Annotated in this window: 22 protein-coding genes, 4 tRNA genes, 1 other RNA gene and 2 pseudogenes; 8 read left to right on the plus strand and 21 right to left on the minus strand. The window is 63.8% G+C overall.

The annotated features are described in order from the left end of the window. Both XAXN_RS13960 and ffs read left to right on the plus strand, forming a co-directional pair. Positions 1 to 358 (plus strand): transposase (locus XAXN_RS13960; RefSeq protein ID WP_167694799.1); only part of this gene is annotated, 358 nt, incomplete at its 5' end. Positions 359 to 758: 400 nt separating this feature from the next. After that, positions 759 to 855: signal recognition particle sRNA small type (gene ffs / locus XAXN_RS21590), an RNA gene on the plus strand. Between the two features lie 152 nt (positions 856 to 1,007). Here ffs and XAXN_RS13965 read toward each other — a convergent pair. The 7 genes and pseudogenes from XAXN_RS13965 to XAXN_RS13995 all read right to left on the minus strand — a co-directional run bounded on the left by XAXN_RS13965 (position 1,008) and on the right by XAXN_RS13995 (position 5,116). After that, positions 1,008 to 1,454 carry a molybdenum cofactor biosynthesis protein MoaE gene (locus XAXN_RS13965; RefSeq protein WP_054319984.1) on the minus strand — a complete coding sequence of 149 codons (447 nt, stop codon included), beginning with the start codon at positions 1,452 to 1,454 and terminating at the stop codon, positions 1,008 to 1,010. Beyond that, positions 1,451 to 1,696: a MoaD/ThiS family protein gene (locus XAXN_RS13970; RefSeq protein ID WP_054319985.1), complete on the minus strand. Its 246-nt coding sequence runs from the start codon at positions 1,694 to 1,696 to the stop codon at positions 1,451 to 1,453. Before XAXN_RS13970 ends, XAXN_RS13965 begins: the two co-directional genes overlap by 4 nt. Further along, positions 1,693 to 2,190: a cyclic pyranopterin monophosphate synthase MoaC gene (gene moaC, locus XAXN_RS13975; protein WP_054319986.1), complete on the minus strand. Its 498-nt coding sequence runs from the start codon at positions 2,188 to 2,190 to the stop codon at positions 1,693 to 1,695. Before moaC ends, XAXN_RS13970 begins: the two co-directional genes overlap by 4 nt. A 24-nt stretch (positions 2,191 to 2,214) precedes the next feature. Further along, positions 2,215 to 2,427, minus strand: a pseudogene (locus XAXN_RS22755) (hypothetical protein). A 159-nt stretch (positions 2,428 to 2,586) separates the two neighbouring features. Then, positions 2,587 to 3,618, minus strand: a complete 1,032-nt coding sequence (gene moaA, locus XAXN_RS13985) for a GTP 3',8-cyclase MoaA (RefSeq protein ID WP_054319987.1) — start codon at positions 3,616 to 3,618, stop codon at positions 2,587 to 2,589. Beyond that, a complete protein-coding gene (locus tag XAXN_RS13990; protein ID WP_054319988.1) occupies positions 3,618 to 4,367 on the minus strand; it encodes an MBL fold metallo-hydrolase in 750 nt (249 codons plus the stop codon). The genes moaA and XAXN_RS13990 overlap by 1 nt, the downstream gene beginning before the upstream one ends. Next, the gene (locus XAXN_RS13995; RefSeq protein WP_054319989.1) at positions 4,367 to 5,116 is read right to left on the minus strand and encodes a 3-deoxy-D-manno-octulosonic acid kinase; all 750 of its coding nucleotides are present in this window, start codon (positions 5,114 to 5,116) and stop codon (positions 4,367 to 4,369) included. Before XAXN_RS13995 ends, XAXN_RS13990 begins: the two co-directional genes overlap by 1 nt. A gap of 20 nt (positions 5,117 to 5,136) precedes the next feature. Here XAXN_RS13995 and XAXN_RS14000 point away from each other — a divergent pair, with 20 nt between their 5' ends. Further along, entirely contained in the window at positions 5,137 to 6,186 is a 1,050-nt protein-coding gene (locus tag XAXN_RS14000; protein WP_054319990.1) for a glycosyltransferase family 9 protein, read from the plus strand. A 182-nt stretch (positions 6,187 to 6,368) separates the two neighbouring features. On the opposite strand, the gene XAXN_RS14005 is transcribed toward XAXN_RS14000, so the two are convergent. After that, positions 6,369 to 6,773 (minus strand): DUF6165 family protein, encoded by a 405-nt coding sequence (locus XAXN_RS14005; protein ID WP_014089517.1) that lies wholly within the window; start codon positions 6,771 to 6,773, stop codon positions 6,369 to 6,371. Positions 6,774 to 6,872: 99 nt separating this feature from the next. Then, positions 6,873 to 6,963 (minus strand) — tRNA-Ser (locus XAXN_RS14010). 196 nt (positions 6,964 to 7,159) lie between these two features. Between XAXN_RS14010 and XAXN_RS14015 the strand changes: the two genes are divergently transcribed. Further along, entirely contained in the window at positions 7,160 to 7,864 is a 705-nt protein-coding gene (locus XAXN_RS14015; RefSeq protein ID WP_054319991.1) for a PP2C family protein-serine/threonine phosphatase, read from the plus strand. Between the two features lie 41 nt (positions 7,865 to 7,905). Here XAXN_RS14015 and dnaQ read toward each other — a convergent pair whose 3' ends face one another. From dnaQ to XAXN_RS14030, 3 genes are read right to left on the minus strand one after another with little or no spacing between them, the layout of a single operon-like run. Beyond that, positions 7,906 to 8,640: a DNA polymerase III subunit epsilon gene (dnaQ, locus tag XAXN_RS14020; RefSeq protein WP_054319992.1), complete on the minus strand. Its 735-nt coding sequence runs from the start codon at positions 8,638 to 8,640 to the stop codon at positions 7,906 to 7,908. An 8-nt stretch (positions 8,641 to 8,648) separates the two neighbouring features. Further along, positions 8,649 to 9,101: a ribonuclease HI gene (rnhA, locus tag XAXN_RS14025; RefSeq protein WP_005913875.1), complete on the minus strand. Its 453-nt coding sequence runs from the start codon at positions 9,099 to 9,101 to the stop codon at positions 8,649 to 8,651. Positions 9,102 to 9,128: 27 nt separating this feature from the next. Further along, positions 9,129 to 9,785, minus strand: coding sequence for a class I SAM-dependent methyltransferase (locus XAXN_RS14030; protein WP_003483816.1), 657 nt, complete (start codon positions 9,783 to 9,785; stop codon positions 9,129 to 9,131). 12 nt (positions 9,786 to 9,797) lie between these two features. On the opposite strand from XAXN_RS14030, the gene gloB reads away from it, so the two are divergent. Further along, positions 9,798 to 10,565, plus strand: a complete 768-nt coding sequence (gene gloB, locus XAXN_RS14035) for a hydroxyacylglutathione hydrolase (RefSeq protein ID WP_054319993.1) — start codon at positions 9,798 to 9,800, stop codon at positions 10,563 to 10,565. Continuing rightward, positions 10,562 to 11,740, plus strand: a complete 1,179-nt coding sequence (locus XAXN_RS14040) for a lytic transglycosylase domain-containing protein (protein ID WP_054319994.1) — start codon at positions 10,562 to 10,564, stop codon at positions 11,738 to 11,740. The genes gloB and XAXN_RS14040 overlap by 4 nt, the downstream gene beginning before the upstream one ends. Positions 11,741 to 12,391: 651 nt before the next feature. Here the strand turns inward: XAXN_RS14040 and XAXN_RS14045 are convergent. From XAXN_RS14045 to XAXN_RS14085, 9 genes are all read right to left on the minus strand, one after another. Then, a complete protein-coding gene (locus XAXN_RS14045) occupies positions 12,392 to 14,362 on the minus strand; it encodes a peptidyl-prolyl cis-trans isomerase (RefSeq protein WP_054319995.1) in 1,971 nt (656 codons plus the stop codon). Positions 14,363 to 14,643: 281 nt separating this feature from the next. Continuing rightward, positions 14,644 to 14,720: transfer RNA gene (locus tag XAXN_RS14050), tRNA-Asp, on the minus strand. A 28-nt stretch (positions 14,721 to 14,748) separates the two neighbouring features. Next, positions 14,749 to 14,823 (minus strand) — tRNA-Val (locus tag XAXN_RS14055). Between the two features lie 11 nt (positions 14,824 to 14,834). After that, on the minus strand, positions 14,835 to 15,107 hold the full coding sequence (locus XAXN_RS14060) for an HU family DNA-binding protein (RefSeq protein ID WP_002806049.1): 273 nt from the start codon (positions 15,105 to 15,107) through the stop codon (positions 14,835 to 14,837). Between the two features lie 213 nt (positions 15,108 to 15,320). Then, the gene (lon, locus tag XAXN_RS14065) at positions 15,321 to 17,792 is read right to left on the minus strand and encodes an endopeptidase La (protein WP_054319996.1); all 2,472 of its coding nucleotides are present in this window, start codon (positions 17,790 to 17,792) and stop codon (positions 15,321 to 15,323) included. Positions 17,793 to 17,936: 144 nt separating this feature from the next. Further along, positions 17,937 to 19,223 carry an ATP-dependent Clp protease ATP-binding subunit ClpX gene (clpX, locus tag XAXN_RS14070; RefSeq protein ID WP_054319997.1) on the minus strand — a complete coding sequence of 429 codons (1,287 nt, stop codon included), beginning with the start codon at positions 19,221 to 19,223 and terminating at the stop codon, positions 17,937 to 17,939. Between the two features lie 125 nt (positions 19,224 to 19,348). After that, on the minus strand, positions 19,349 to 19,975 hold the full coding sequence (clpP, locus tag XAXN_RS14075) for an ATP-dependent Clp endopeptidase proteolytic subunit ClpP (protein WP_002806026.1): 627 nt from the start codon (positions 19,973 to 19,975) through the stop codon (positions 19,349 to 19,351). Positions 19,976 to 20,067: 92 nt separating this feature from the next. Then, complete coding sequence (tig, locus tag XAXN_RS14080; RefSeq protein ID WP_054319998.1) at positions 20,068 to 21,360, minus strand: trigger factor; 1,293 nt, start codon at positions 21,358 to 21,360, stop codon at positions 20,068 to 20,070. A gap of 201 nt (positions 21,361 to 21,561) precedes the next feature. Continuing rightward, positions 21,562 to 21,646: transfer RNA gene (locus tag XAXN_RS14085), tRNA-Leu, on the minus strand. Between the two features lie 251 nt (positions 21,647 to 21,897). On the opposite strand from XAXN_RS14085, the pseudogene XAXN_RS14090 reads away from it, so the two are divergent. Continuing rightward, positions 21,898 to 22,667: pseudogene (locus XAXN_RS14090) on the plus strand (PAS domain-containing protein); the annotation flags it as partial. Between the two features lie 89 nt (positions 22,668 to 22,756). Further along, a partial coding sequence (locus tag XAXN_RS21600; RefSeq protein WP_134984886.1) for a transposase occupies positions 22,757 to 22,918 on the plus strand: 162 nt, incomplete at its 3' end.

Consider the following 22,918-nt stretch of genomic DNA (forward strand, 5'->3'; position numbering starts at 1 on the left):
ACGGCGTCTGGAGCCGGGATGCGAGGTCTATAGCGACGGCTTGGCGTGCTTTCGCCGTCTGGAGGAGGCCGGGCATGCCCACACCAGCCTCGATACCGGCGGCGGTCGTGCTGCAACCGAAGTCCAGGGAGCACGTTGGTTGAATGTGGTGCTGGGCAATGTCAAACGTGCCATCAGCGGCACCTACCATGCGGTGCGCCAAGCCAAATATGCGCGGCGCTACTTGGCCGAAGCGGCCTATCGATTCAACCGTCGATTCGATCTGGAACAGATGCTGCCGCGACTGGCGACGGCGCTGATGCGCTGTAAACCTTGCCCAGAGCGCGTTTTGCGCATGGCAAGCAACTTTCATGGCTGAGGGATAGGGCTAATCAGGTTAATTTTTGTTTCTCAAACCATCTAAACAAATTTAGCGACTTTGGCAATGCTCTACTTCGGGGGAGCCTCACAGCTTATCGGCATCATTTCGAAGACTTTGAGCGGTCTGACATCGTATCTGGTTGCAACGCCAAAGCTTTCAAGTCAAGTAAGACGGCTGTTCAGATTTTCCACTCGTGCCCCCTAGCGAATTGGTGGGCCCAACAGCTACAATGGCGGGACACCAACAAGTACAATCGTCAGGCTAGTGATCCCGGTTCGAGATCAAGGGGTTAGAGCGGATTCATCCGCCCCCTCTCCCCGCCAGTTTTCTGATTTGCGCAAGGCACCAATGCCTCAAATCGCAGGGTCATGTCAATGGCCCACGTCTTATGGTGGCCCCGTCGGTCCCTCGCGACGCTAGATCGAAAATCCCGCCAGGGCCGGAAGGCAGCAACGGTATCGATTGATGCGGGCGCCGAGGTCAACCGGCGGGGACACCACCCTCACTTCGACAGACTCCAGGCAAGCTAGCCGGAGCATTGGCTTTCGCGCGGTTGATCGAGCGATCAGCAGCCGTCAGCTCGTGCTGCGCTAGGCGCTTAGCAAAGCAGGTCTTGCTCACGCGCGGATGCGCCACACCTGCATTGCTACGGTTGCGATTCGGGATGCAACCAACCCGCGTCGCCTTCCAGGTAATGCTCGTACTTCCAGATCGGCACGCGCGCCTTGACCTCATCGATGATGTAGCGGCACGCATCGAATGCGGCGCCGCGATGCGCCGCACTGACGCCGACCCACACTGCCATCTCGCCGATACGCAGCTCGCCCACGCGGTGCACGCAATGCGCGTGCACGATGGCGAATCGCTGCATTGCTTCGTCAAGAACGCGCTGCCCCTCGGCCTGTGCGAGCGCGGCATAGGCTTCGTAGCGCAAGCCGGCCACGCCGCGGCCTTCGTTGTGATTGCGCACCCAGCCTTCGAAGCTGGCGAACGCGCCGGCATGCGGGTGTTCCACCCCGGCACGCACTTGATCGACCGGCAACGGCACCTCGGAAAGCGCAAAGATCGCGGCGACCTGCTCGTTCACAGTCAACCTCCCGACACCGGCGGAATAAACACCACTTCGCTGCCATCGCGCAGCGCATCCTCCCAGCGCGCGAATGCACCATCCACGGCGACACGCAACTGCGCAGGGGTCCAGCGCAGGCCATGCCGCGCATCGAGTTCTGCATACAGGCCGCGCAGATCCTGCGCGCCGGTCTGCACGCGCTCGTCGGCAATGCCTGCGGCCTCGCGCAGGCTGGCGAAGTACAGCACCGTCACCGCGGCCGTCATTGTGCCGCTCCGATGTCGCGCTTGCCGCCGCGCTTGGACACCAGTTTGGTCGGACCAATGCTCATGCTGTGCGACAACGCCTTGCACATGTCATACACCGTCAAGGCAGCCACGCTGGCACCGGTGAGCGCTTCCATTTCCACACCGGTGCGCTGCACGCAGCGCACCGTGCAGCGGATGTCCAGCACCTGCTCGCCCGCCCAGTCGATTTCGAAACGGCAGGCATCGATCGGAAGCGGATGGCAGAACGGAATCAATTCGTGCGTGCGCTTGACCGCCATGGTGCCGGCAATCACCGCTGTCTCCACGATGCCACCCTTGGCGCTACGCAAGCCATTGGCGCGCAACTGTGCGGCCACGGCAGCCGGAAAGCGCACACGACTTTCCGCGGTGGCGCTACGGGCGGTGACCGCTTTATCCGAGACATCCACCATGGTGGGAAGCCCGACATCGTCGAGGTGGGTCAGGCGGGCGGAGCGGGATTTTGCAGGCATGGGAAGCAACGCGAAGACAGGCCATCAGGATGCGGCATTCTCGGTGAACAGGGTGCCTTGGTGGAAAAGCAACTGCCATCCAGCAGCGTTGTTCGCCACAACGGGCTGCGCAAGGCCTGCCGCTCAATCTCTTGCCGACGCTTTATCGAGCGATAGCCCAACTGCGCCAGACACGGCGCCGCCCCATGCTTTGACGCCATCGGCCTGGTACTCGGCAGCAATACCGGGGGCACACAAGCCGCGATCGCGTCGCTGCGCGTGTACCGACTGCCGACGGACCGAACTCGACAAACGCCGGATCCAGCAGCACTCCCACCACCTGCACATCGGCACGCAGGTGCGGATCAAGCAGACGCAGTTCCAGCATACGCAGCTGCGCCAGCAGCGCGTCCTCGCTCATCCGCCGATCAAAAACATCTCGACCGGCTTGCCGCGCCGTGGCACCGAGGCGCGCACTTCGCTGTAGCGGTCGCCACGCACACTCCAGAGCTGCCGCAGGTGCGTTGCCAACGCAGGATCGCCATTGGCCAGTGCCGGTTTGAGGTCATGCCCCTGGCTGGCGAACAGGCAGGTATACAAATGCCCGTCTGCCGAAACGCGCGCACGCTGGCAATCGCCGCAGAACGGCACGCTGACCGAACTGACGAAGCCCACTTCGCCGGCGCCATCCGCGAACGCATGGCGCTGCGCCACTTCACCGGTGTAATTGGCGTCCAGTGCCACCAACGGCCAGCGCGCGTGGATGCGTTCGTGCAATTGCGCGGACGTGACTACCGCATCCGGCGTCCAGCCATTGCAACTGCCCACGTCCATGAATTCGATGAAGCGCAGCACATGCCCAGTGCCGCGGAAGTGCTCCACCAGCGGCAGCACCTGATCTTCGTTGAGACCACGCTGTACCACACAATTGATCTTCAGCCGCTGGAAACCGGCCTGCTCGGCGGCGGCAATACCGGCCAGCACCTGCGCAATCTCGCCGCGGTCGCCGCTCATGCGCCTGAACAACGCCGGTTCCAAGGCATCCATGCTGACGGTGATGCGGCGCAGCCCAGCCTGCCGCAGCGCGACGGCCTGGCGGGCCAGCAAGGTGCCGTTGGTGGTAAGCGCCGGATCTTCGATGCCCTCGATCGCGGTCAGCCGTGCAATCAGGCTCGGCAGGTCGCGCCGCAGCAGCGGCTCGCCGCCGGTCAGGCGCAGCTTGGTCACCCCGACCGAAACGAAGGCACGCACCAGGGTTTCCAGCTGATCGAAACTCAACCGCTGCTGAGAGTCGAAGCCGTAATCGTCGGGCACGCGATCGGCCGGCATGCAGTACCCGCAGCGAAAATTGCAGGCTTCGATCACCGACAGGCGCAGATCGCGCAGCGGGCGGCCATAGCGGTCCTGCATCGGCGCCGTAACGAGATCCGGCAGCAGCAGGGCGCCCATTAGGACACCGTCGCGGCGGTCGGGTTCGCCAGCACGAGGTATTGCCCGGGCACGGCCACGCGGTGGCCACGTGCACGCAGCACATCGCCGTCGGCGTCGCTGACGTAGTGGTACAGCAGCATGCGGCTCAACAGGTCCTGCGGGTATTCCCGCTCCAAATCGTCCACGCCAGTATGCGACGGGTTGCCGTGAACGCCGCAGTCATGTGCGATGAGCTCGTTATCGTCCGCATAACGCTTCAGCATTTCCGGGATCGGCCGGGTATCGCCGGTCCAGACCAGCGCACCCTTCAAACGCAATCCGTAAGCCGTCTCGGGCCAGTGGTGGCGTACCGGGAACACTTCCAGCCGCACGCCGTCGTGCCAGAACGCATCGCCGACCGGCACCAGCTGAAACGCATCCCAGAAGTTCGCCCCGCCCTCGGCCAGCACGTTTGGGTAATCGGCGATGCGCCGCTGCAGCAGCGGCACGACCGGCGCCGGCACGTACAGGCGCGTGCATCCGCGGCGCTCGGAGAAATAGCTGTCGACAAACACCCGTTCCAGGCCACCGACATGGTCCAGATGCACATGGGTGATGAAGATTGCCTGAGGCAGCTGGCCATACTGGGCCTGATAGGCAGTCAGCCCCTCGCTGCCGCAATCGATGGTCAGCCAGGGCGCACCGGCGCGCTCGAGCGTGGCCATCGGCGAGCCAAGCGCCACCGCCGACGCATTGCCGACTCCCTGCACCCGCAAGGCCCAGTCCATCAGTAGCCCCTGCCCCAGGCCAGTTCGTAGGCCCGATGCAGGCGCGCGTAGTCCTTGTCGACGTCCTCGCGGCTGCGGTTGCCGCGCAGCTTCAACAGCGAGCGATGCAGCCGCTTGAGGTTGCGCTCGCGCCAGCGTGTGGCCGGAATGCGCAGCACGCCGCGGTCGAAATCGATCAACCAGCCATGCCCGCTGGCATCGAACAGGATGTTGTGCGCGTTGAGATCGGCGTGATCCAGACCAGCGCGATGGAAGCGGGCGATCAGTTGGCCGGTCGCCTCCCATGGCGCGCCGCGGCCGGCCACCTGGGCGTGATCGGCCAACGAGCGCACGTTTTCCAGCCGCTCCATCAACAGCGCAGCGCGATAGCCCATGCCTTCGCGCAGGTAGCAGGCGGCCAACGGACGCGGCACCGGCAACTTGCGTTTGATCAGTTCGCGCATCAGCCGGAATTCGGCAAAACTGCGCGTGCGCCCTGCCCCTTTCCACAGATAGCGATCGCGGCTCACGCGTGCGGCCATGCCGCCACGCAGGTACTGCCGCAACACGCTATGGCCGAATGGCGCATCCACGAACCAAGCGCCGCCACGCCCGCCTGCGTCCACCGGGCGCGCCCTGTCGCCCCACGATTGCGGCGAAAACAGGATGGCATCGGCTTGCCGCAGCCGTTCGCGGTCGAACAGAATGGCGCCATAACCGCGACCTTCGCGGTACGGCGCCAGCGCTTCGGTGGCATCGAAAGAAACCATCTATCGAGTCTAACAACACCATGGCTGTAACGCCCGCATCGCTGTGTTTGCTGCGCTTGTCCGCTCTGGGCGATGTCACGCACGTGGTGCCACTGGTACGCACGTTGCGGGCGGGGTTTCCTGAAACCCAACTGCACTGGATCATCGACAAGGCCGGGCTGAAATTGCTCGATGGCCTGCCCGGCGTGCAATTCCACGCCTACGACAAGCGCAGCGGGGTGACCGGCATGCGCGCGCTACGCCGCTCGCTTGCGCCACTGGGCCGCTTCGATGCCTTGCTGCAGATGCAGGTGGCCTTTCGCGCCAATGTGCTGTCGGCCTTCGTGCCGGCGCGGCGACGCATCGGCTACGACCGCAGCCGCTCCAAGGACCTGCATGGCCTGTTCGTCAACGAGCGCATCGCAGACCGCCCCGGCATCCATGTGCTCGACGCCATCGGCAGCTTTGCCGAGCCGCTGGGCCTGCGCCAGACCCAGGTGCGCTGGGACATGCCAGTGCCCGAGCAGGCGCATGCCTGGGCACGCGCGCAATGGGACGACGATGGCCGCCCGGTACTGATGATGTCGCCGTGCTCCAGCCACGCACGTCGCAACTGGTACCCCGATCGCCACGCCGCGCTGGCCGATCATGCCGCCGCACAGGGCTGGCGGATCGTGCTGTGCGGCGGCCGCAGCGACCTGGAACGCTGCACTGCCGATGCCATCGTGGCCGCTGCACGCACACCGGTGCTGGACCTGGTTGGCAAGGACACCCTCAAACAGCTGCCAGCTCTGCTTGCGCGCGCGAACCTGGTGGTCACGCCGGATTCGGGGCCGATGCATATCGCCAATGCCATGGGCACGAAGGTGCTCGGCCTGCATGCCGCCAGCAACCCGCGACGGAGCGGCCCGTATTCGGACGTGCGCTATTGCGTGGACCGCTATGACGACGCCGCGCGCAAATTCCTGCAAAAACCGGCCGACCAGCTGAGCTGGGGAACAAAGATCGAATTCGACGAGGTGATGTCGCTGATCACCGTGGATGACGCGATCGCCGCCTTTGAGCGCTATCGCGCCGATCATCGGCACTAGGGATGTGGCGCCGCGATTGAAGGTGCGTTGCATCGAAACATGCTGACCGCCACACAGTGCAGATGCCGCCAATCAACGCCCATGTCACAACCGCAAGCGCCGCGCCAGTTGCTTAATGCCAACCACTATGACTCGGCGATCGCGCCGACCAGGCGGCCAGCGCGATCGGTCCACCGGCGCGCTTAGGCGCCGGTAGCGCGATAGTCCTGATAGGACTTTTCTTCCACATACGAAGAGCCCAGCGCCAGGTTGATCTCCTTCTTGATGCGCGCGCGCTCGTCATTTTCGATATACACGCTGCGGGCCAGCTGCACGAAGGCATCGTCGAAGCTCTGCGCCTGTTCCTTGAGGCGGATGTCGTCCTCGATCACCCAGAGCCGCTCATTGACGGCCTTGAGCTCGGCGCGCAGGCGCACGATGTCGTGCCCGGCGGCCGGATGCGCCATCCAGCTGGTTTCCAGCGCAGACAGCTCGTTGCGCACATTGGTCAACTTGGCCGCATCGCGCATGCGCTCGGACTTGATCTGCAGGATCGCGATCTTGTCGAGCAGCTCACCAAAAGACACGGGCACCAGGATCTCGGACATGACAGGCCTCCAACGGGGATCGGGCGGATTGTAGTCATCGCCGCGGCCGGCGACTGCCACACATAAACAAAAGCCCCCTTGCGGGGGCTGATGCGAATCTGGCGGAGAGGGGGGGATTCGAACCCCCGAGGCGCTATAAACACCTGCCTGATTTCGAGTCAGGTACATTCAACCGCTCTGCCACCTCTCCAGATGGTCCCCAGTGTCCTGGGGCCGTGCATCATACGGGCACATGGCCCCAGCCACAAGCGGCCCGGGCCGGCGTCGACAGGGTTAGCCCGCGTCCAGGCGTGGACCGGTGCTGCGACGCCCGTGCATGACGTGTTGCCGCTAACCGGCCGGGCCGCGATGATGGTGGCGCATCTTCTCCTTGGCGACCCGGCCCCATGCTCGAATTCGGACACCTCACCCATGTCGGCCTGCGCCGTGACCTCAACGAGGACACCTATTACGGCGACAGCGAGCTGGGATTGTGGCTGGTGGCCGACGGCATGGGGGGGCATGCCTGCGGGGAAGTGGCCAGCGCACTGGCGCGCGAAACCATCGTGCGAGAAGTCCGCGCCGGTACCCCGCTGGCCCAGGCGGTACGCATCGCCGACGAAGAGATCATCAAGACCTCGCGCCGCTGCAACGACACCTTGCCCATGGGCACCACCGTGGTCGCCGCGCGCGTGCTGGGCCAGCGTTTCGAAGTGGCCTGGGTTGGCGACAGCCGCGCCTACCTGTGGCGCGATGGCCGGCTGGCGCAGCTGAGCCAGGACCACAGCTATGTGCAGGAGCTCATCGCCCAAGGCACGCTGACCAGCGAGCAGGCGCGCGCGCACCCGCATCGCAACGTGGTGACCCAGGCACTCGGCGTGACCGACCCGGCGCATTTGAATGTCGCCATCATGCAAGGCGAACTGAAATCCGGCATGCAGCTACTGCTGTGCAGCGACGGCCTGACCGAAGAAGTGGACGATGCCGCCATCGCAGCAACGTTGTCGCACGCCGATTGCAGCGCGCAGGAATGCGTGGAATGCCTGGTCGCCGCCGCACTGGATGGCGGCGGTTCGGACAACATCACCGCGATCCTGGTGCGTAGTTACTGACCTAGCGCTGCGCGCAAGCGGAGTACCTCGGGCCAGACGCCTTAGCCGCCGACCGCAATCTCTTCGACCGGCGGATCCCATAACGCACGCCCTGCTTTCTTGCGCAGCTGCGCCAGACGCGCCTCGTGCGCCTGCGATTCGGAAGCGGTCACCGCAACACGCGGACGCGGCAACAGCAGCGCCGGGTCGAACGCGATCATGCCGCGTGCGGCGTCGGTCTGCTGACCGGCATCGGCACTGGCAAACCCGATTTCCTCCTGACCCGAGGTCAGCGCGATATACACATCGGCCAGGATCTGCGCATCGAGCAACGCGCCGTGCAGCTGGCGGTGCGAGTTGTCTACGCCCAGTCGCTTGCACAAGGCATCCAAGGAATTGCGCTGCCCCGGATAGCGCTCGCGCGCCATCATCAAGGTATCGACCACCGTGGCGCGCTCGACGATGCGCCCGTAGTGATCGCCCAGCAGCGCCAGTTCGTTGTCCAGGAACCCCAGGTCGAATGCGGCGTTGTGGATGATCAGTTCCGCGCCGTCGATATAGGCAAGAAACTCGTCCACCACCTCGCCGAACAGCGGTTTATCGGCCAGAAATTCCAGGGTCAGCCCGGTCACCTCTTGCGCGCCCGGCTCGAAGTCGCAGTCGGGCTTCAGGTAACAATGGAAATTGTTGCCGCTCGGGCGCCGCTCCAGCAGCTCCACCGCGCCGATTTCGACGACGCGGTTGCCCTTGCGCCATTCCAGGCCGGTGGTTTCGGTATCGAGAATGATCTGACGCATGTGTCCTCTTACGATGTCGCAAGACCACCGCGCTGGGCGATGGCCTGATTGCGGGCGAGCACGTCGACGCGCTCGTTGTCCGGGTCGCCATTGTGGCCTTTTACCCAACGCCAATCGATGCGATGGCGTTGCGTGGCCGCGTGCAGCCGCTCCCACAACTCGCGATTTTTGACCGGATCGCCACCGGCGGTCTTCCAGTTGCGTCGCACCCACCCCGGCATCCATTCGGTGATGCCCTGGCGCACGTACTGCGAATCGGTATGCAACACGATCTGGCACGGCTCGGTCAGCGTTTCCAGCGCCATGATCGCCGCCATCAATTCCATGCGGTTGTTGGTCGACACCGCCTCACCGCCGGCCAGCTCCTTTTCGCGGCCGTTGTAACGCAACAAGGCCGCCCAGCCGCCCGGACCGGGGTTGCCGAGGCAGGAGCCATCGGTATGCACTTCAATGGATTTCATCAGGTTCCAGAGTTGGACGTAAACAGATCAGATCGTGGCCACCGGTTGTGGCCAGCGGGCAGGCAGGGCGATCGGCGTCGGCCCGATCGCCGCGGCAGCGCGCTTTTCCACCTCCAGCAGATACACCGCGCGCCAGGGTGCCCGGCCGGGGTCGGTGGACTCGCCGCTGGGGCGCCAGATCGGCCCCAGGTAGCGCTCCGCCTGCACGCTGTGCAGACCGGCACGCTGCGCCAGCAGGCGCCAGCGATCCGGGCGTAACGCGACCGGCCCGCGCCGCGCCCAGCGGAAGCGGTAGGGACTCATCGGATTGAGCGTGAACAGCCACAGGCGGCCGCCGGGCATCAGCAAGCGCTCGCATTCGGCCAAAAAATCCGCTGCCCCGCCCACCACCGCATGCTGCGCCACGATCGCCTGCAGGCTCTCGGTCGGCAGCGGAAACGGCAGCGCGCAGCGGGCGTCGCCAGCAAAGCGGCCGGCGCTGCGATGCAGGCGCAACCCGCGCCCTTGCAGCAGCTCGCGCGCGGGCATGTCAGCGGTCGGCGTCAGCCACAACCACGGCTGCGACGGCCGTGTCTGGAGCGCTTCCAACGCCAGACGACGCTCCAGCTGAAGCAAGCCGCGCCCCGCGCCGGTTTCAAACCAGGATGAGACGCCAGCTTGACGGGAGAATGGCGGGGCAGGCATGGTCCCAATTCTATGCGACTGATCGCCCTGCCCGCATTCGACGACAACTACATCTGGGTGCTGATCGCTGCAGATGGCCGCGCCATCATTGTCGACCCCGGTCACGCCGAGCCCGTGCTGGCTGCCGCGCAGCACCAGGGACTGGTGCCGAGCGCTGTCCTGCTGACCCACCACCACGGCGACCATATCGGCGGCGTTGCCGAGCTCCAGCAGCGCTGGCCGGACCTGGCGCTGTTCGGCCCGGCCGACGAACGCGTCCCGTCTGATACGCATCAGGTGGGCAACGGCGAGCGCTTGAGCCTGCTCGATGTCGAGTTTCAGGTACTCGAGGTGCCTGGCCATACGCGCAGCCACATCGCCTTCGTCACAGACGGCCACCTGTTCAGCGGTGATACCCTGTTCAGCCTAGGCTGTGGGCGGATGTTCGAAGGTACCGCTCCCCAGATGTTCGACTCGTTGCAGCGCCTGGCCTCCCTGCCTGGCGAAACGCTTGTGTGTTGCGGCCACGAATACACGTTGGCCAACGCGGCCTTCGCGCTGCACGTCGATCCCACCAACGCTGCCTTGCAGCGCCGTCAACAGGAAGCCCAGGCCATGCGTCATGCAGCCCGTCCTACCCTGCCGATTTCGCTCAAGAGTGAACTGGCCACCAATCCGTTCTTACGAACCAGCCGCCCCAAGATCCGCGCCGCAGTGGCACCGCGTGCAGCCGGCCCACTTTACTCTGAAGTCGATGTATTCGCCGAACTTCGGCGCTGGAAAGACGAAGTTCGCGCATGAGGCGCCTGGTTTTGGCAGTGCTGGCCGCCTGTTCGGCCATTGCACCGGCAGCCGCATCGCCCAACGACGCAAGCTCCGCCCCCGCAGGTGGCCAGACTGCGCAATCCAGCGCGCCGGGCCTGCGCAACGGGCGCAAGATTTTTTCGGCCTTCCTGGACGGCCGCGCCGACCCGGGCTGCGACAGCGCTCATAGCGATGCCCGCTGGGAACAGCATTTTTCGCGCGCCCCGGCCCGTATGACAGATGATGCACATGATGTCCTGCCGCTCTTCGGTTACGTCGTCGACGAGTTGCGCAAGGCCGACATGCCGACCGAATTTGCGCTGATTCCGTTCGTCGAAAGCGGCTACCGCCCCGGCGCCCGCAACGGCAGCGGCCCTGCGGGCCTATGGCAATTCATCGCAACCACCGCGCGCAACCATCAAGTGCCGGTGGGCGCGCAGTACGACGGACGCCTGTCGGCAGTGGACTCCACCACTGCGGCCGTGCGCTATCTCAAAACCCTTTACGGCATGTTCGGCGGAGACTGGCGCCTGGCGCTGATGGCCTACAACGCCGGCGAGTACCGTGTACTGCAGGCAATGCGCAGCGCCGGGATGAACGCGCAAAACGCGCGCCCGTCCGAATTGCCGGGCATCTCCAAGGTCACCTACGACTATGTGGAAAAACTGCACGCACTTGCCTGCGTGCTCGATCACGCGCAGCAGCAGGGCAACCTGCTGACTTCGCTGGATCGCGAGGTGCCCGTCCTCACTGAACATGCGCTACCAGCAGGCACCAGCCTCAACGCCTGGGCAGGCCAGCGCGCGCTCGAGCCGCAATTGCTCGCCCGCCTGAATCCCGCTCTTGCCGGCGCACGCACTGCGCCCCGCGGCGTACACGTGCTCGCTCCGCTTGCGCCGGCGCAGCCCGGTGCAAATAGCGCCGTGGTCGCATCAACCGATGTGGGAACTGGCGCCGACAGCAGCACTGCCGCACCGACCGCCGTCGCCACTGCAGCCGGCAAAGCGTCGAACTCGCCGGCACGTACCCACACCGTGCGCAATGGCGAATCGGCCTGGGCGATCGCACGCCGCTATGGCATTACCGTGACGACACTGCTCGCTACCAACGGCCTGGACAAAAGCGCCATTCTGAAGCCTGGCATGGTGCTGTCGTTCGACGACTCGCCCTGAGTGACGCGCCGAGGCGCAGCGCCTCTTGAACGCTGTCTAGGCGCCCGCAGGCAATCGGCAGCATGATCGCGTTGATCCTGAACGTCGCTCACCAGACCAGCCTTCTTCGTCAGTCCGCTTGGGTCCGACAACATAGAGGTCTGAAGTGCCCGGCGTCGCCAGCGCACAGTTGGAGCTGGTTAGCATCTACTGCGCGTGGCGCCAGAGAACTTCATTGGCGCAGCATTTGCGGGCCTAGCTCCGATAAAAATTTGAAGCTTTCAGCCTCCTCCTACGCAATGCGTGCCATGACGGCAGCCATGCTCCCATAGGGTCAATCGTGCCTTGCCATCCAAACGGCCCAGCCACCGGAGATCGTCAGCGAGAGACCCTGTCTTTTCAGGACCGCTACCCGAGCGCGCCGTCGCACAATCGAGCGCCAGCGGCGGCCACTGCCACATCGTCAGGCGCCTAGCCGACAACCCCGCGATTGGCGCACTGGAAGCGCAACTCCCGTCAGCAATCCAGGCACGCAAACGCTGCCTGCCAATCAGTAAGCGCCGCACGGGAGTTTGACTGCAACGAGCGTCAGCCGGCCCATGTTCTACACGGCGAACGCCCAAAGAAAAAGCCCGGTTGCCCGGATTTCTTTTACCAATCGATTATCCCACCTTAGAGCTGGGCCTCTTCGATCTGAATCTTGTAGCGCTTGCGCATTTCCTTGACGTAAGCCTGCGCAGCGTTGTTTCCGTCGATCTGGCTCAACTGCTCGCGCAACACCGCCTGCTGTTCGGCCGGCATCTGCTTCAGATCGCCCGGCGTCGCCTTGCTGATGACAAAGACAGCAAAGCGCCCGCCATCCAGCTCCACCTTGCCCACAGACGGCTTGCCTTCGGTCGGTCGCGGCGCACTGAAGATCGCACGGTTCGCAGCCGGGGTCGGGATCGGCGCCGTCCGCGCTAGACCCGGAATCGGCTGCACCTGCAACTTCTCACTGTCGGCCAGCGCCTGCAGCGTCTCACCCTTCTGCACGCGTGCCAGCAAGGCGTCGGCAGTAGCGGCAGCGGCCTTCTCAGCACGGTCCGCACGGATTGCCGCCGTCACCTTGTCGCGCACCTTGTCCAACGGCAATGCCTGTTCGGCGGTGTGATTGGTCACACGCAACACCACGCTGTGGTTGGGCGCGATGGTGATGGGGTCGCTCACCGTGCCGTCCTGCACCAGCGTTTCGGAAAACACCGCGCGCAGCACAGCAGGGTTGGCGGCAACACCGCTGGCATCACTGCGCGAGAACGGCCCCAGTGTCTGCACCGGCAGGCCAACCTGCTTGGCCGCCGGCTCCAGTGCGGTGGGGTTCTTGTAAACCTGGTCCACCAACTTGCCGCTGACATCGGCAAAGGCCTTGTCTGCGTCGGCCTTGAGCTGCTCGGCAGCCAGTTGGTCGCGCACCTGCTCGAACGACTTGCCCTGGCCGCCCTTGACCTCACGCAGCTGGATCACGTGATAGCCGAATTCGCTCTTGATCGGGCCGACCACCTCGCCAGCCTTCATAGAGAACAGCACGTCCTCGAACGGCTTGACCATCGTGCCCTTCTCGACCCAGCCCAGGTCGCCGCCGGCATCCTTGGAGCCGGGATCCTGCGAATTGGCTTTTGCCAGCGCAGCAAAGTCGGCACCCGGCTGCTTGGCCTCGGCAGCGAGCTTGGCAGCCTTTGCCTCGGCAGCCTTCTGCGCGGCGGCATCGGCGCCGGCACTGATCAGGATGTGCGATGCAAGACGCTGCTCCGGCTCGACGAAGCGTGCCTTCTCGTCTTCATAGCGCTTGCGCAGCGTGGCCTCGTCGGCCGCAGTGGCTGGCGGCATCGTGGCGGCGTTGAGCTCGACGTATTCGATGGTCACGGTTTCCGGCTGACGGAAATCCTGCGTGTGCCCGTCGTACCACTGCTTGATCTGCGCATCGCTCACCGGCGCAGTATCTGCGGCCGGTGGCGGCAGCATCGCCAGCTCCACATCGCGCGTTTCACCCATCAGCTTGAGCAGGCGCTCGAACTCGGACTTGGTTGCAAAGCCGGACTCCGCCACCGCCTGCGGGATCACCGACTGCTGCAGACTATCGCGCACCAGCGCATCAAACTGCGCCGGCGTACGCGGCGGCGTGCCTTGCGCGAGCGCGGCGCGGTACTGGTCGGGACTGAACTTGCCATCGACCTGAAATGCGGGAATGTTGGCGATGTAATCACGCACGGTCGCATCCCCGATGACGATTCCCGCGTCTTCCGCCCCCAGTCGCACCACCTGTTCGTCGACCAGCTGGTCGAGCACCTGCAACTTGTTTTCGCGGGATTCGAAGGTGCGCGGATCGAATTTCTCGCCCTGACGCTGACGCTCCTGCATGCGCGCCTGCTCGAAGCGCGCACGGAAATCCTGCGTGCTGATTTCGTGGTGCTGCCACAGCAACGAGACCGGCCACCAGGACGGTGCCGATTTCCACCAGGTCGGCGGCGCCTGCACCTTGGCCACGTTGTTGGCGCCAATGCCGCCGAGGTAGCTGTTGTCGATGACGAACAGGAATGGAATCATCAGCAACCCCAGGATGGCGGTAGCGATCCAGCCTGACGTCTTGTCGCGAAGTTTCTGCAGCATTGGCAAATCACAGCCTGTGGGCGAGCCGCGCAGTGTAACGCGCTTGACGCCAGGCACCCAGCCCAACGCCCGTGACGATGGCGCCGTGGTGCATCAATCGGCACAGGGTGAACAATGCCAGCTCGGGCAAGATACCGAAGCGCCTTCAAACGCAGCAGAACGCGCCGTTGCCGGATGCGCGGCGGTACGGCGCACCGCCATATCCGAATGGATCCACACCCGCTAACCTAACCGGCAGTCAAAAAAAAGCCCCAGGCACAAGGCCGAGGGCTTCATATAACTGGCGGAGCGGACGGGACTCGAACCCGCGACCTCCGGCGTGACAGGCCAGCATTCTAACCAGCTGAACTACCGCTCCGCGCTTGAACCATTTGCCTGGTGCTTAGTGGTGGGTGCTGAGGGTTTCGAACCCCCGACCCTCTCCGTGTAAGGGAGACGCTCTACCGCTGAGCTAAGCACCCTAGCCAGTCGATTAGTTTACTGCATCCTTCAGGGCTTTACCAGCCTTGAATGCAGGATTCTTCGAAGCGGCGATCTTGATGCTGTCGCCGGTCTTCGGATTGCGGCCGGTGCGCTCGGCGCGCTCGCGGACCTGGAAGGTACCGAAGCCAACGAGGGTGACGGCGTCGCCCTTCTTCAGTGCCTTGGTGATTTCGCTCACAACCGCGTCAACAGCACGGCCAGCTTCAGCCTTGGAGATGTCAGCAGCAGCGGCAACGCCATCGATCAATTCGGTTTTATTCATTCTTGAAACTCCCTTTGCGGCAGATGCCGCGGAATCGACAATCGGCGCTCTTGCCCTAAGCGAAGAACCCGACACAAGTGGTATCGCATGACGCACACATTTTGCCGCGCCCACGAGTCGTGCATTTATACCAGCGCCCCCAACAGCACGCAAGCCAAAACCCAATAACGACGCGGGTTTTGGCTTGTTTTGGCTAGGCTTAGAAAGCCCTCGTTAGTGCTTGACGCGGGTACCCGGTGTGCTACGCGACTTGCCGCGCACGGTCACGCGCGAAGCCGCCTTGCGTGCCTTTTCCTTGCCGGCCTTCTTCGGCGCCAGCGGACGTTCCAGCGCCAGATCCAGCACCTCGTCGATCCACTTCACCGGCACGATCTTCAGATCGCGGGTCACGTTCGGCGGGATGTCGGCCAGATCCTTGCGGTTCTCGTCGGGGATCAGCACGGTGCGGATGCCACCGCGCAGGGCCGCCAGCAACTTCTCCTTCAAGCCACCGATCGCCGATACACGCCCGCGCAGGGTGATCTCGCCGGTCATTGCCACATCGGCGCGGATCGGCACCCGGGTCAGCACCGATACCAGCGAGGTCACCATCGCGATACCTGCGCTTGGGCCGTCCTTGGGCGTGGCGCCGTCGGGCACATGCACATGCACGTCCTGCTTCTGCAGGAAATCCACATCGATGCCGAGCCGCTCGGCGCGCGAACGCACCACCGACAATGCAGCCGATGCCGATTCCTTCATGACATTGCCGAGCTGGCCGGTGAGGATCAGGTTGCCCTTGCCCGGCACCAACGTGGACTCGACCTGCAGCAGCTCGCCGCCGACTTCGGTCCATGCAAGACCCGTGACCAGACCGATCTCGTTTTCGTCTTCGGCACGGCCGAAGTCGAAGCGACGCACGCCCAGATACTTGTCGAGATTCTTCGCATTGACGGTGACCAGCGCCTTCGGCTTGCCCTTCTTGGCGACCGCCTTCTTGGCCGCCACCTGCGGACCTGCGAGCGCGATTTCCTTGACCACCTTGCGGCAGATCTTGGCCACCTCGCGTTCGAGATTACGCACGCCCGACTCGCGCGTGTAATACCGCGCGATGTCCTGGATCGCATCGCTGGCGATCTCGATCTCTTCCGGCTTCAAGCCGTTGGCCTTGATCTGCTTGGGCATCAGATAGCGCGTGGCGATGTTGAGCTTCTCATCCTCCGTGTAACCCGGGATGCGGATCACTTCCATGCGGTCCAGCAGCGGACCCGGGATATTGAGCGAGTTGGAGGTGGCGACGAACATCACCTCCGACAGGTCCAGATCGACTTCCAGATAGTGGTCGTTGAACGAATTGTTCTGCTCCGGATCGAGCACCTCCAGCAATGCCGAAGAAGGGTCGCCACGGAAGTCCATCGACATCTTGTCGATCTCGTCCAGCAGGAACAGCGGGTTCTTGCTGCCGACCTTGTTGAGGTTCTGCACCAGGCGGCCCGGCATCGAACCGACATAGGTCCGGCGGTGGCCACGGATTTCGGCCTCGTCGCGAATGCCGCCCAGGCTCATACGCACGAACTTGCGGTTGGTCGCCTTGGCGATCGACTGCCCGAGCGAGGTCTTGCCCACGCCAGGCGGCCCGACCAGGCACAGGATCGGCCCTTTCATCTGCTTCACGCGCGACTGAACCGCCAGGTACTCAAGGATGCGCTCCTTGACCTTGTCCAGGCCGTAGTGATCGGCGTCCAGCGTGTCTTCGGCAACCTTGAGGTCCTTACGCACCTTGGTGCGCTTTTTCCACGGCACGCCCAGCAGCCAGTCCAGGTAGTTGCGCACCACGGCCGCCTCGGCGGACATCGACGACATCTGCTTGAGTTTGTTGAGCTCGGCCTTGGCCTTGGTCTCGACCGGCTTGGGCATGCCCGCCTCGGCGGCCTTGCGCGCCAGTTCTTCCAGCTCGCCCGGCGCGTCGTCCAGGTCGCCCAGCTCCTTCTGGATCGCCTTCATCTGCTCGTTGAGGTAGTACTCGCGCTGGCTCTTTTCCATCTGCGACTTCACCCGGCCGCGGATGCGCTTTTCCAGCTGCTGCACGTCGATTTCGCCATCCACCAGACCGACCAGCAATTCCAGCCGCTCGCCGATGTCGGTGATCTCCAGCAGGCGCTGCTTGTCGGCCAGACGCACACCGATGTGGGCGGCGATGGTGTCCGCCAGGCGGCCCGGCTCATCGATGCCAGCCAGGGTCTGCAGCAGTTCCGGCGGCAGCTTGCGATTGGTCTTGACGTACTGCTCGAACAGCGACATCAGCGACCGCGCAATCGCTTCCACCTCGCGCGGCTCGCGCGCGTCGCTGGCTTCGATTTCGGTGCCCTGCCCCTGCAATGCGCCGTCCTGCTCGACAACCTTGTCCACGGTAACCCGCGACAGACCCTCGACCAACACCTTGATGGTGCCATCGGGGAGCTTGAGCAGCTGCAGCACCTGCGCCAGGGTGCCGACGGTATACAGATCGCCGGCGGCCGGGTCGTCGGTCTCGGCCGACTTCTGCGCGACGAGCAGGATGCGCTTGTCCGCTTCCATCGCCTTTTCCAGCGCACGCATCGACTTGTCACGGCCGACGAACAGCGGGATCACCATGTGCGGAAACACCACCACGTCGCGCAGCGGCAACACTGGCAGATCGAGAATTTCTGGTTGGGACTGGGCCATGGGGCGCTCCGCAGGAATGGGGGTTTTTGGGGCAGTAAAAAGCCGATGGCCCCGTTATGGGGCCATCGGCGAGGTGTTGCAAGTAGCGTTCGGAAAGTGGTTATCCGCCAGCGAGGCCGAGGCCCGGCGAGGCGGCCAACGGACTCAGTCTCCGGACGCAGCCTTGGCGGGCGCCGGTTGCCCCTGGTAGATCAGGTACGGCTCGGACTTGTGCTCGATCACCGACTCGTCCACCACCACCTTGCTGACGTTCTCCTGCGACGGCAGCTCGTACATGGTGTCCAGCAACACCGATTCGACGATGGTGCGCAGGCCACGCGCGCCAGTCTTGCGCTTGAGCGCCTTCTTGGCGATCGCAGACAGGGCATCGGGGCGGAACTCCAGCTCCACACCTTCCATGTCGAACAGCTTCTTGAACTGCTTGGTGATGGCGTTCTTGGGCTCGGTCAGGATCTTGATCAACGCAGGCTCGTCCAGCTCTTCGAGCGTGGCGACCACCGGCAGACGGCCGACGAACTCGGGAATCAGGCCGAACTTGATCAGATCTTCCGGCTCGACTTCGGCCAGGATCTTGCCCACTTCCTGCTTGCGTTCGCTGCTCTTGACCTTGGCACCGAAGCCAATGCCGCCAGCGTCGTTGGAACGCTGCTGAATCACCTTGTCCAGGCCGGCGAATGCGCCGCCGCAGATGAACAGGATGTTCTTGGTATCGACCTGCAGGAATTCCTGCTGCGGATGCTTGCGACCACCCTGTGGCGGCACCGAAGCAACCCTGCCTTCGATCAATTTGAGCAACGCCTGCTGCACGCCTTCACCGGACACATCGCGGGTGATCGACGGGTTCTCGCTCTTGCGCGAGATCTTGTCGATTTCGTCGATGTAGACGATGCCCTGCTGCGCCTTTTCGACGTCGTAATCGCACTTTTGCAGCAGCTTCTGGATGATGTTTTCCACGTCCTCGCCGACATAGCCGGCCTCGGTGAGCGTGGTGGCATCGGCGATCGTGAACGGCACATTGAGCAGGCGCGCCAGCGTTTCGGCCAGCAACGTCTTGCCCGAACCGGTCGGGCCGACCAGCAGGATGTTGGATTTCGCCAGCTCCACATCATCGTTCTTGCTGCGGCTCTCGATACGCTTGTAGTGGTTGTACACCGCTACTGCGAGCGTGCGCTTGGCGCGCAGCTGCCCGATCACGTATTGATCCAGCACCTCAAGAATCTCGCGCGGCTTGGGCAGGCTGGAACGTGCCGACTGCGCCTTCTCTTCGAGTTCCTCGCGGATGATGTCGTTGCACAGCTCAACGCACTCATCGCAGATGAATACGCTGGGACCGGCAATCAGCTTACGGACTTCATGCTGACTCTTACCGCAGAACGAGCAGTAGAGAATCTTGTTGCTGTCGCCGGAACGACCTTGGCGGTCTTCGCTCATGCTTCTGTTACCCAGTTACCCCACCCGATGCACGGGGGTTCGATTTCGAGAATAGCACAGGGCCGGGAGGACATTCGCTCCGCCCGACCCTGCCGGTTTTTCCTGCAGTTTCAATGCTTTGACGATCAAGACGGCTGGATCGACTCTTCCGGACGACGCTCGAGCACCTGATCCACCAGGCCGTAGGCCTGCGCATCGACCGCGCTCTTGAAGTTGTCGCGTTCGGTGTCGCGCGCGATGGTCTCCAGCGATTGGCCGGTGTGCTTGGCCAGGATCTCGTTCAAGCGTGAACGCAGGGTCAGGATCTCGCGCGCATGGATATCGATATCCGTCGCCTGGCCCTGGAAGCCACCCAGCGGCTGGTGGATCATCACGCGCGAATTCGGCAGCGCGTAACGCTTGCCGGCCGCACCCGAGGCCAGCAGCAGCGCGCCCATCGAAGCGGCCTGGCCGACACAGATGGTGCTGACGTCCGGCTTGATGTACTGCATGGTGTCGTAGATCGCCATGCCGGCGGTGACCACCCCACCGGGCGAATTGATGTAGATGCTGATGTCCTTTTCCGGGTTGTCCGCTTCCAGGAACAGCAGCTGGGCCACGATGACGTTGGCCATATGGTCGTCGATCGGACCGACCAGGAAGATCAGACGCTCCTTCAGCAGCCGCGAGTAGATGTCGTACGCACGCTCGCCACGGCTGGTCTGCTCGACCACCATGGGCACCAGGTTCAGGGCTTTGGTCACAATGCTCATCAGTCTTCCCGTTGTGGCAGCGGCCTGTGCAGCTGCCCGTGTTCGACATCCGCACCCCGGACTGCGGGCGCGGTTCTTCTCTTACTGCCGGATCAGACGCGGATGGCGTCCTGGAACGACAGCGACTGCTCGGTGTGCTGGGCGCGCTCGGCGATCCAGTCGATCACCTGCTCTTCCATCACGCGGCTCTGCAGCCCGTTCATCAGTTGGGGGTCGTTGCGGTACATCTCAATGACCTGTTCCGGCTCTTCGTAGGTCGAAGCGATCAGACGCAGCGTTTCGCTGACGCGCTTGGATTCCAGCCGCAATTCGTTGCGACGCGCCACTTCGCCCACCAGCAGACCGACCAGCACGCGCTTGGCGGCAGCATCCATGAATCCCTGGTGCGCATCGGCCGACACCTGGCCTGGGTCGCGACCGCTGCGGCGGACCTGCTCGACCTGCTGGGCCAGCATCGAACGCGCTTCGTTCTCGACCAGGCGCGGCGGCATTTCGACATGCGCGTAGGCGGCGATCAGCTGCTCGCCCACTTCGCGGCGCAGGCGGTTCATCAGCGCACCCTTGAGCTCGCGCTCCAGGTTGGTGCGGATATCGGCGCGGAACTGCTCGGCATCGCCGCTCTTCACGCCGAAGCTCTTGATGAACTCCTTGTCCACTGCCGGCAGCACCGGCTCGGACACTTCGACCGCCTTGACGTGCACTTGCACGGTCTTGCCGGCCAGCTGCGGCAAGCGCGATTCGGCGGGGAAATCGACGGTGAGGGTCTTTTCTTCACCCTTGCTCAGGCCTTCCAGGCCCTTTTCGATCTGGTCGAACATCACGCCCGAACCCAGCACGCTGCTGCCGGTCTCCACGCCTTCGGCTGGCAGACGCTCGTCGCCAGCCTGCGACCAGGTCTCCAACGCCACCAGGTCACCGACCTGCGCACCGCGCTCGACCGGATTCCAGGTGCGGCGCTGCAGACGCAGGTTTTCGATCATCTGATCGATGTCGGCATCGGTCACTTCAGCGGTCGCGCGCACCACCGACAGCTTGGTCACATCGATGTCGCCGAAATCCGGCACCACTTCGAAGGTGGCGACGAAGTCGAAATCGGTCTCGCCCTGATCGATACGCGGGTTGCCGGCCAGGCGCAGCGAGTGCTCGCGCACGGCCGAATCGAAGGTCTCACGCAGCAGGCCTTCCATCACCTCGGCACGCACCTGCTGACCGAAGCGCTGCTCGATCACCTTGGTCGGCACCTTGCCGAGACGGAAGCCCTTGATGCGCGTGGTCCGCGCAAGCTCGCGCAGGCGGCCACCGACGTGCGTCTCCAGGCGCTCCTGCGGCAGGGTGAAGGTCAGGCGGCGTTCCAGATTGCCGGTGGATTCGATCGATGCTTGCATGTTGACTCCTGCCACCGACAGCGCACAGCGTCGGCACGAGATGGAAGATGCGGGTTGACGAATGGCGAGAATGCCGCCCAGCCTTGTAGTTTCGCCGATAATGGCGGCCGCTGCCAGCGGCATGCGCGCAGCGGCGTCACGGACAGAAGCGACCGGTTGGCAGGAACTGCAGCGGCCGGAACCCACACGGCCGCGCGGCATTGGTGCGAAAGGGGGGACTCGAACCCCCACGCCTTGCGGCGTCAGAACCTAAATCTGGTGCGTCTACCAATTCCGCCACTTTCGCAATGCCGTAGCTGCCGGACTATTGTTGCAGGGATGCCCGTAAAGAAAAAGCGCTGCGAAGCCTGGGACCTGTGACGACAGCGGTGGGCAGAGCGATTGCTTCACACCGGTCTTGCGTCTCTACGAAATGCAGAAGGCGTGAAACGGCAGCCCCCGCCTGAATCCAGACAAAGCCCGTATCGTCTTCCGGCACATCGCGGCAGCGGGATTTGCGAAAATTCCGTTAATTTCAGCCTGAGGGCAACAGTCGCGATGAGAGACCGATATCGCCAGATCTTGGCACTGTCGCGCGGTTGCATCAAAGAGATCGACCTGGATGGACGAATCACGTCGGTCAACCCCAACGGGTTAGTCGGACTTGGTGCCAGTTCTGCGGATCAGGTTCTCGGCCGCCCCTGGCACGAGCTGTGGCCAACCGACGGGGCGGCCATGGTGGATGCGGCCATGGCCGAGGCGGCGAAAGGCGCGACCCGGGAATTTGAGGCCAGCTGCGTGAACCTGGCCGGCGTGCGGCAGACATAGCAAGTCGTCACCAGCCCATTGTTCGACGAGCAAGGCAGGGTCGAGGCAATCTTGGCGGTAAGCAGGAATGTCTCCGACCGCCGCGCGCTGGAAGCAGCCTTTCACACCCTGGACAGCACCCTGACAGCAGAACGCGCGTTTTCCACCAGCGTCCTGATGCTGGCGCGCGCGAAACCTCGCTATCGACCGAGTTGCACAGCCTGCGCGATTTGCACGAGCGCATCGAAGGCGACCTGGACATCGCGCGCGCCGCACAGAACGCAGCCGAGAAGATCTCCGAGCAGGCGCAGAAAGGCGAAGCGGTAGGACAATTGCTGGCCGGCGTGGTCCACGACTTGAACAACGTGCTGCAGGCCGCCACATCGGCGATCAATCTGGTCGTGCAGCGCGCGCAGATCGACGCGCACGACGTCAAGCTGCTAAGCGTGGCCGACGCGGCGCTTCAACACGGCTCGGTGATGGCGCAGCGCCTGGTCGGTTTCTCGCGCCAATATCCTTACCTGATTAGCCCCATCGTTCAGCCGTAGTTGCAGGATCTGCGACGCTGCGGTTGGACAATGGCCCCAGCTGAAGGCAACGGAGGCGGGAGATGGGGATCAACATCGTGCAGTTTCCGCCGGGATTGTCGCTGACCGAGTGCGTGGATCGCTACGGAACCGAAGCCAAGTGTTACCGGGCGTTGTATCGGTGGCGCTGGCCGAAGGGATTTCGCTGTCCGCAGTGCGACGGCCGCGCGCGCTCGCGCTTTCGA

Origin of the sequence: Xanthomonas axonopodis (genome assembly GCF_001304695.1) — a bacterium.
GTDB classification, from domain to species: Bacteria; Pseudomonadota; Gammaproteobacteria; order Xanthomonadales; family Xanthomonadaceae; genus Xanthomonas; species Xanthomonas axonopodis.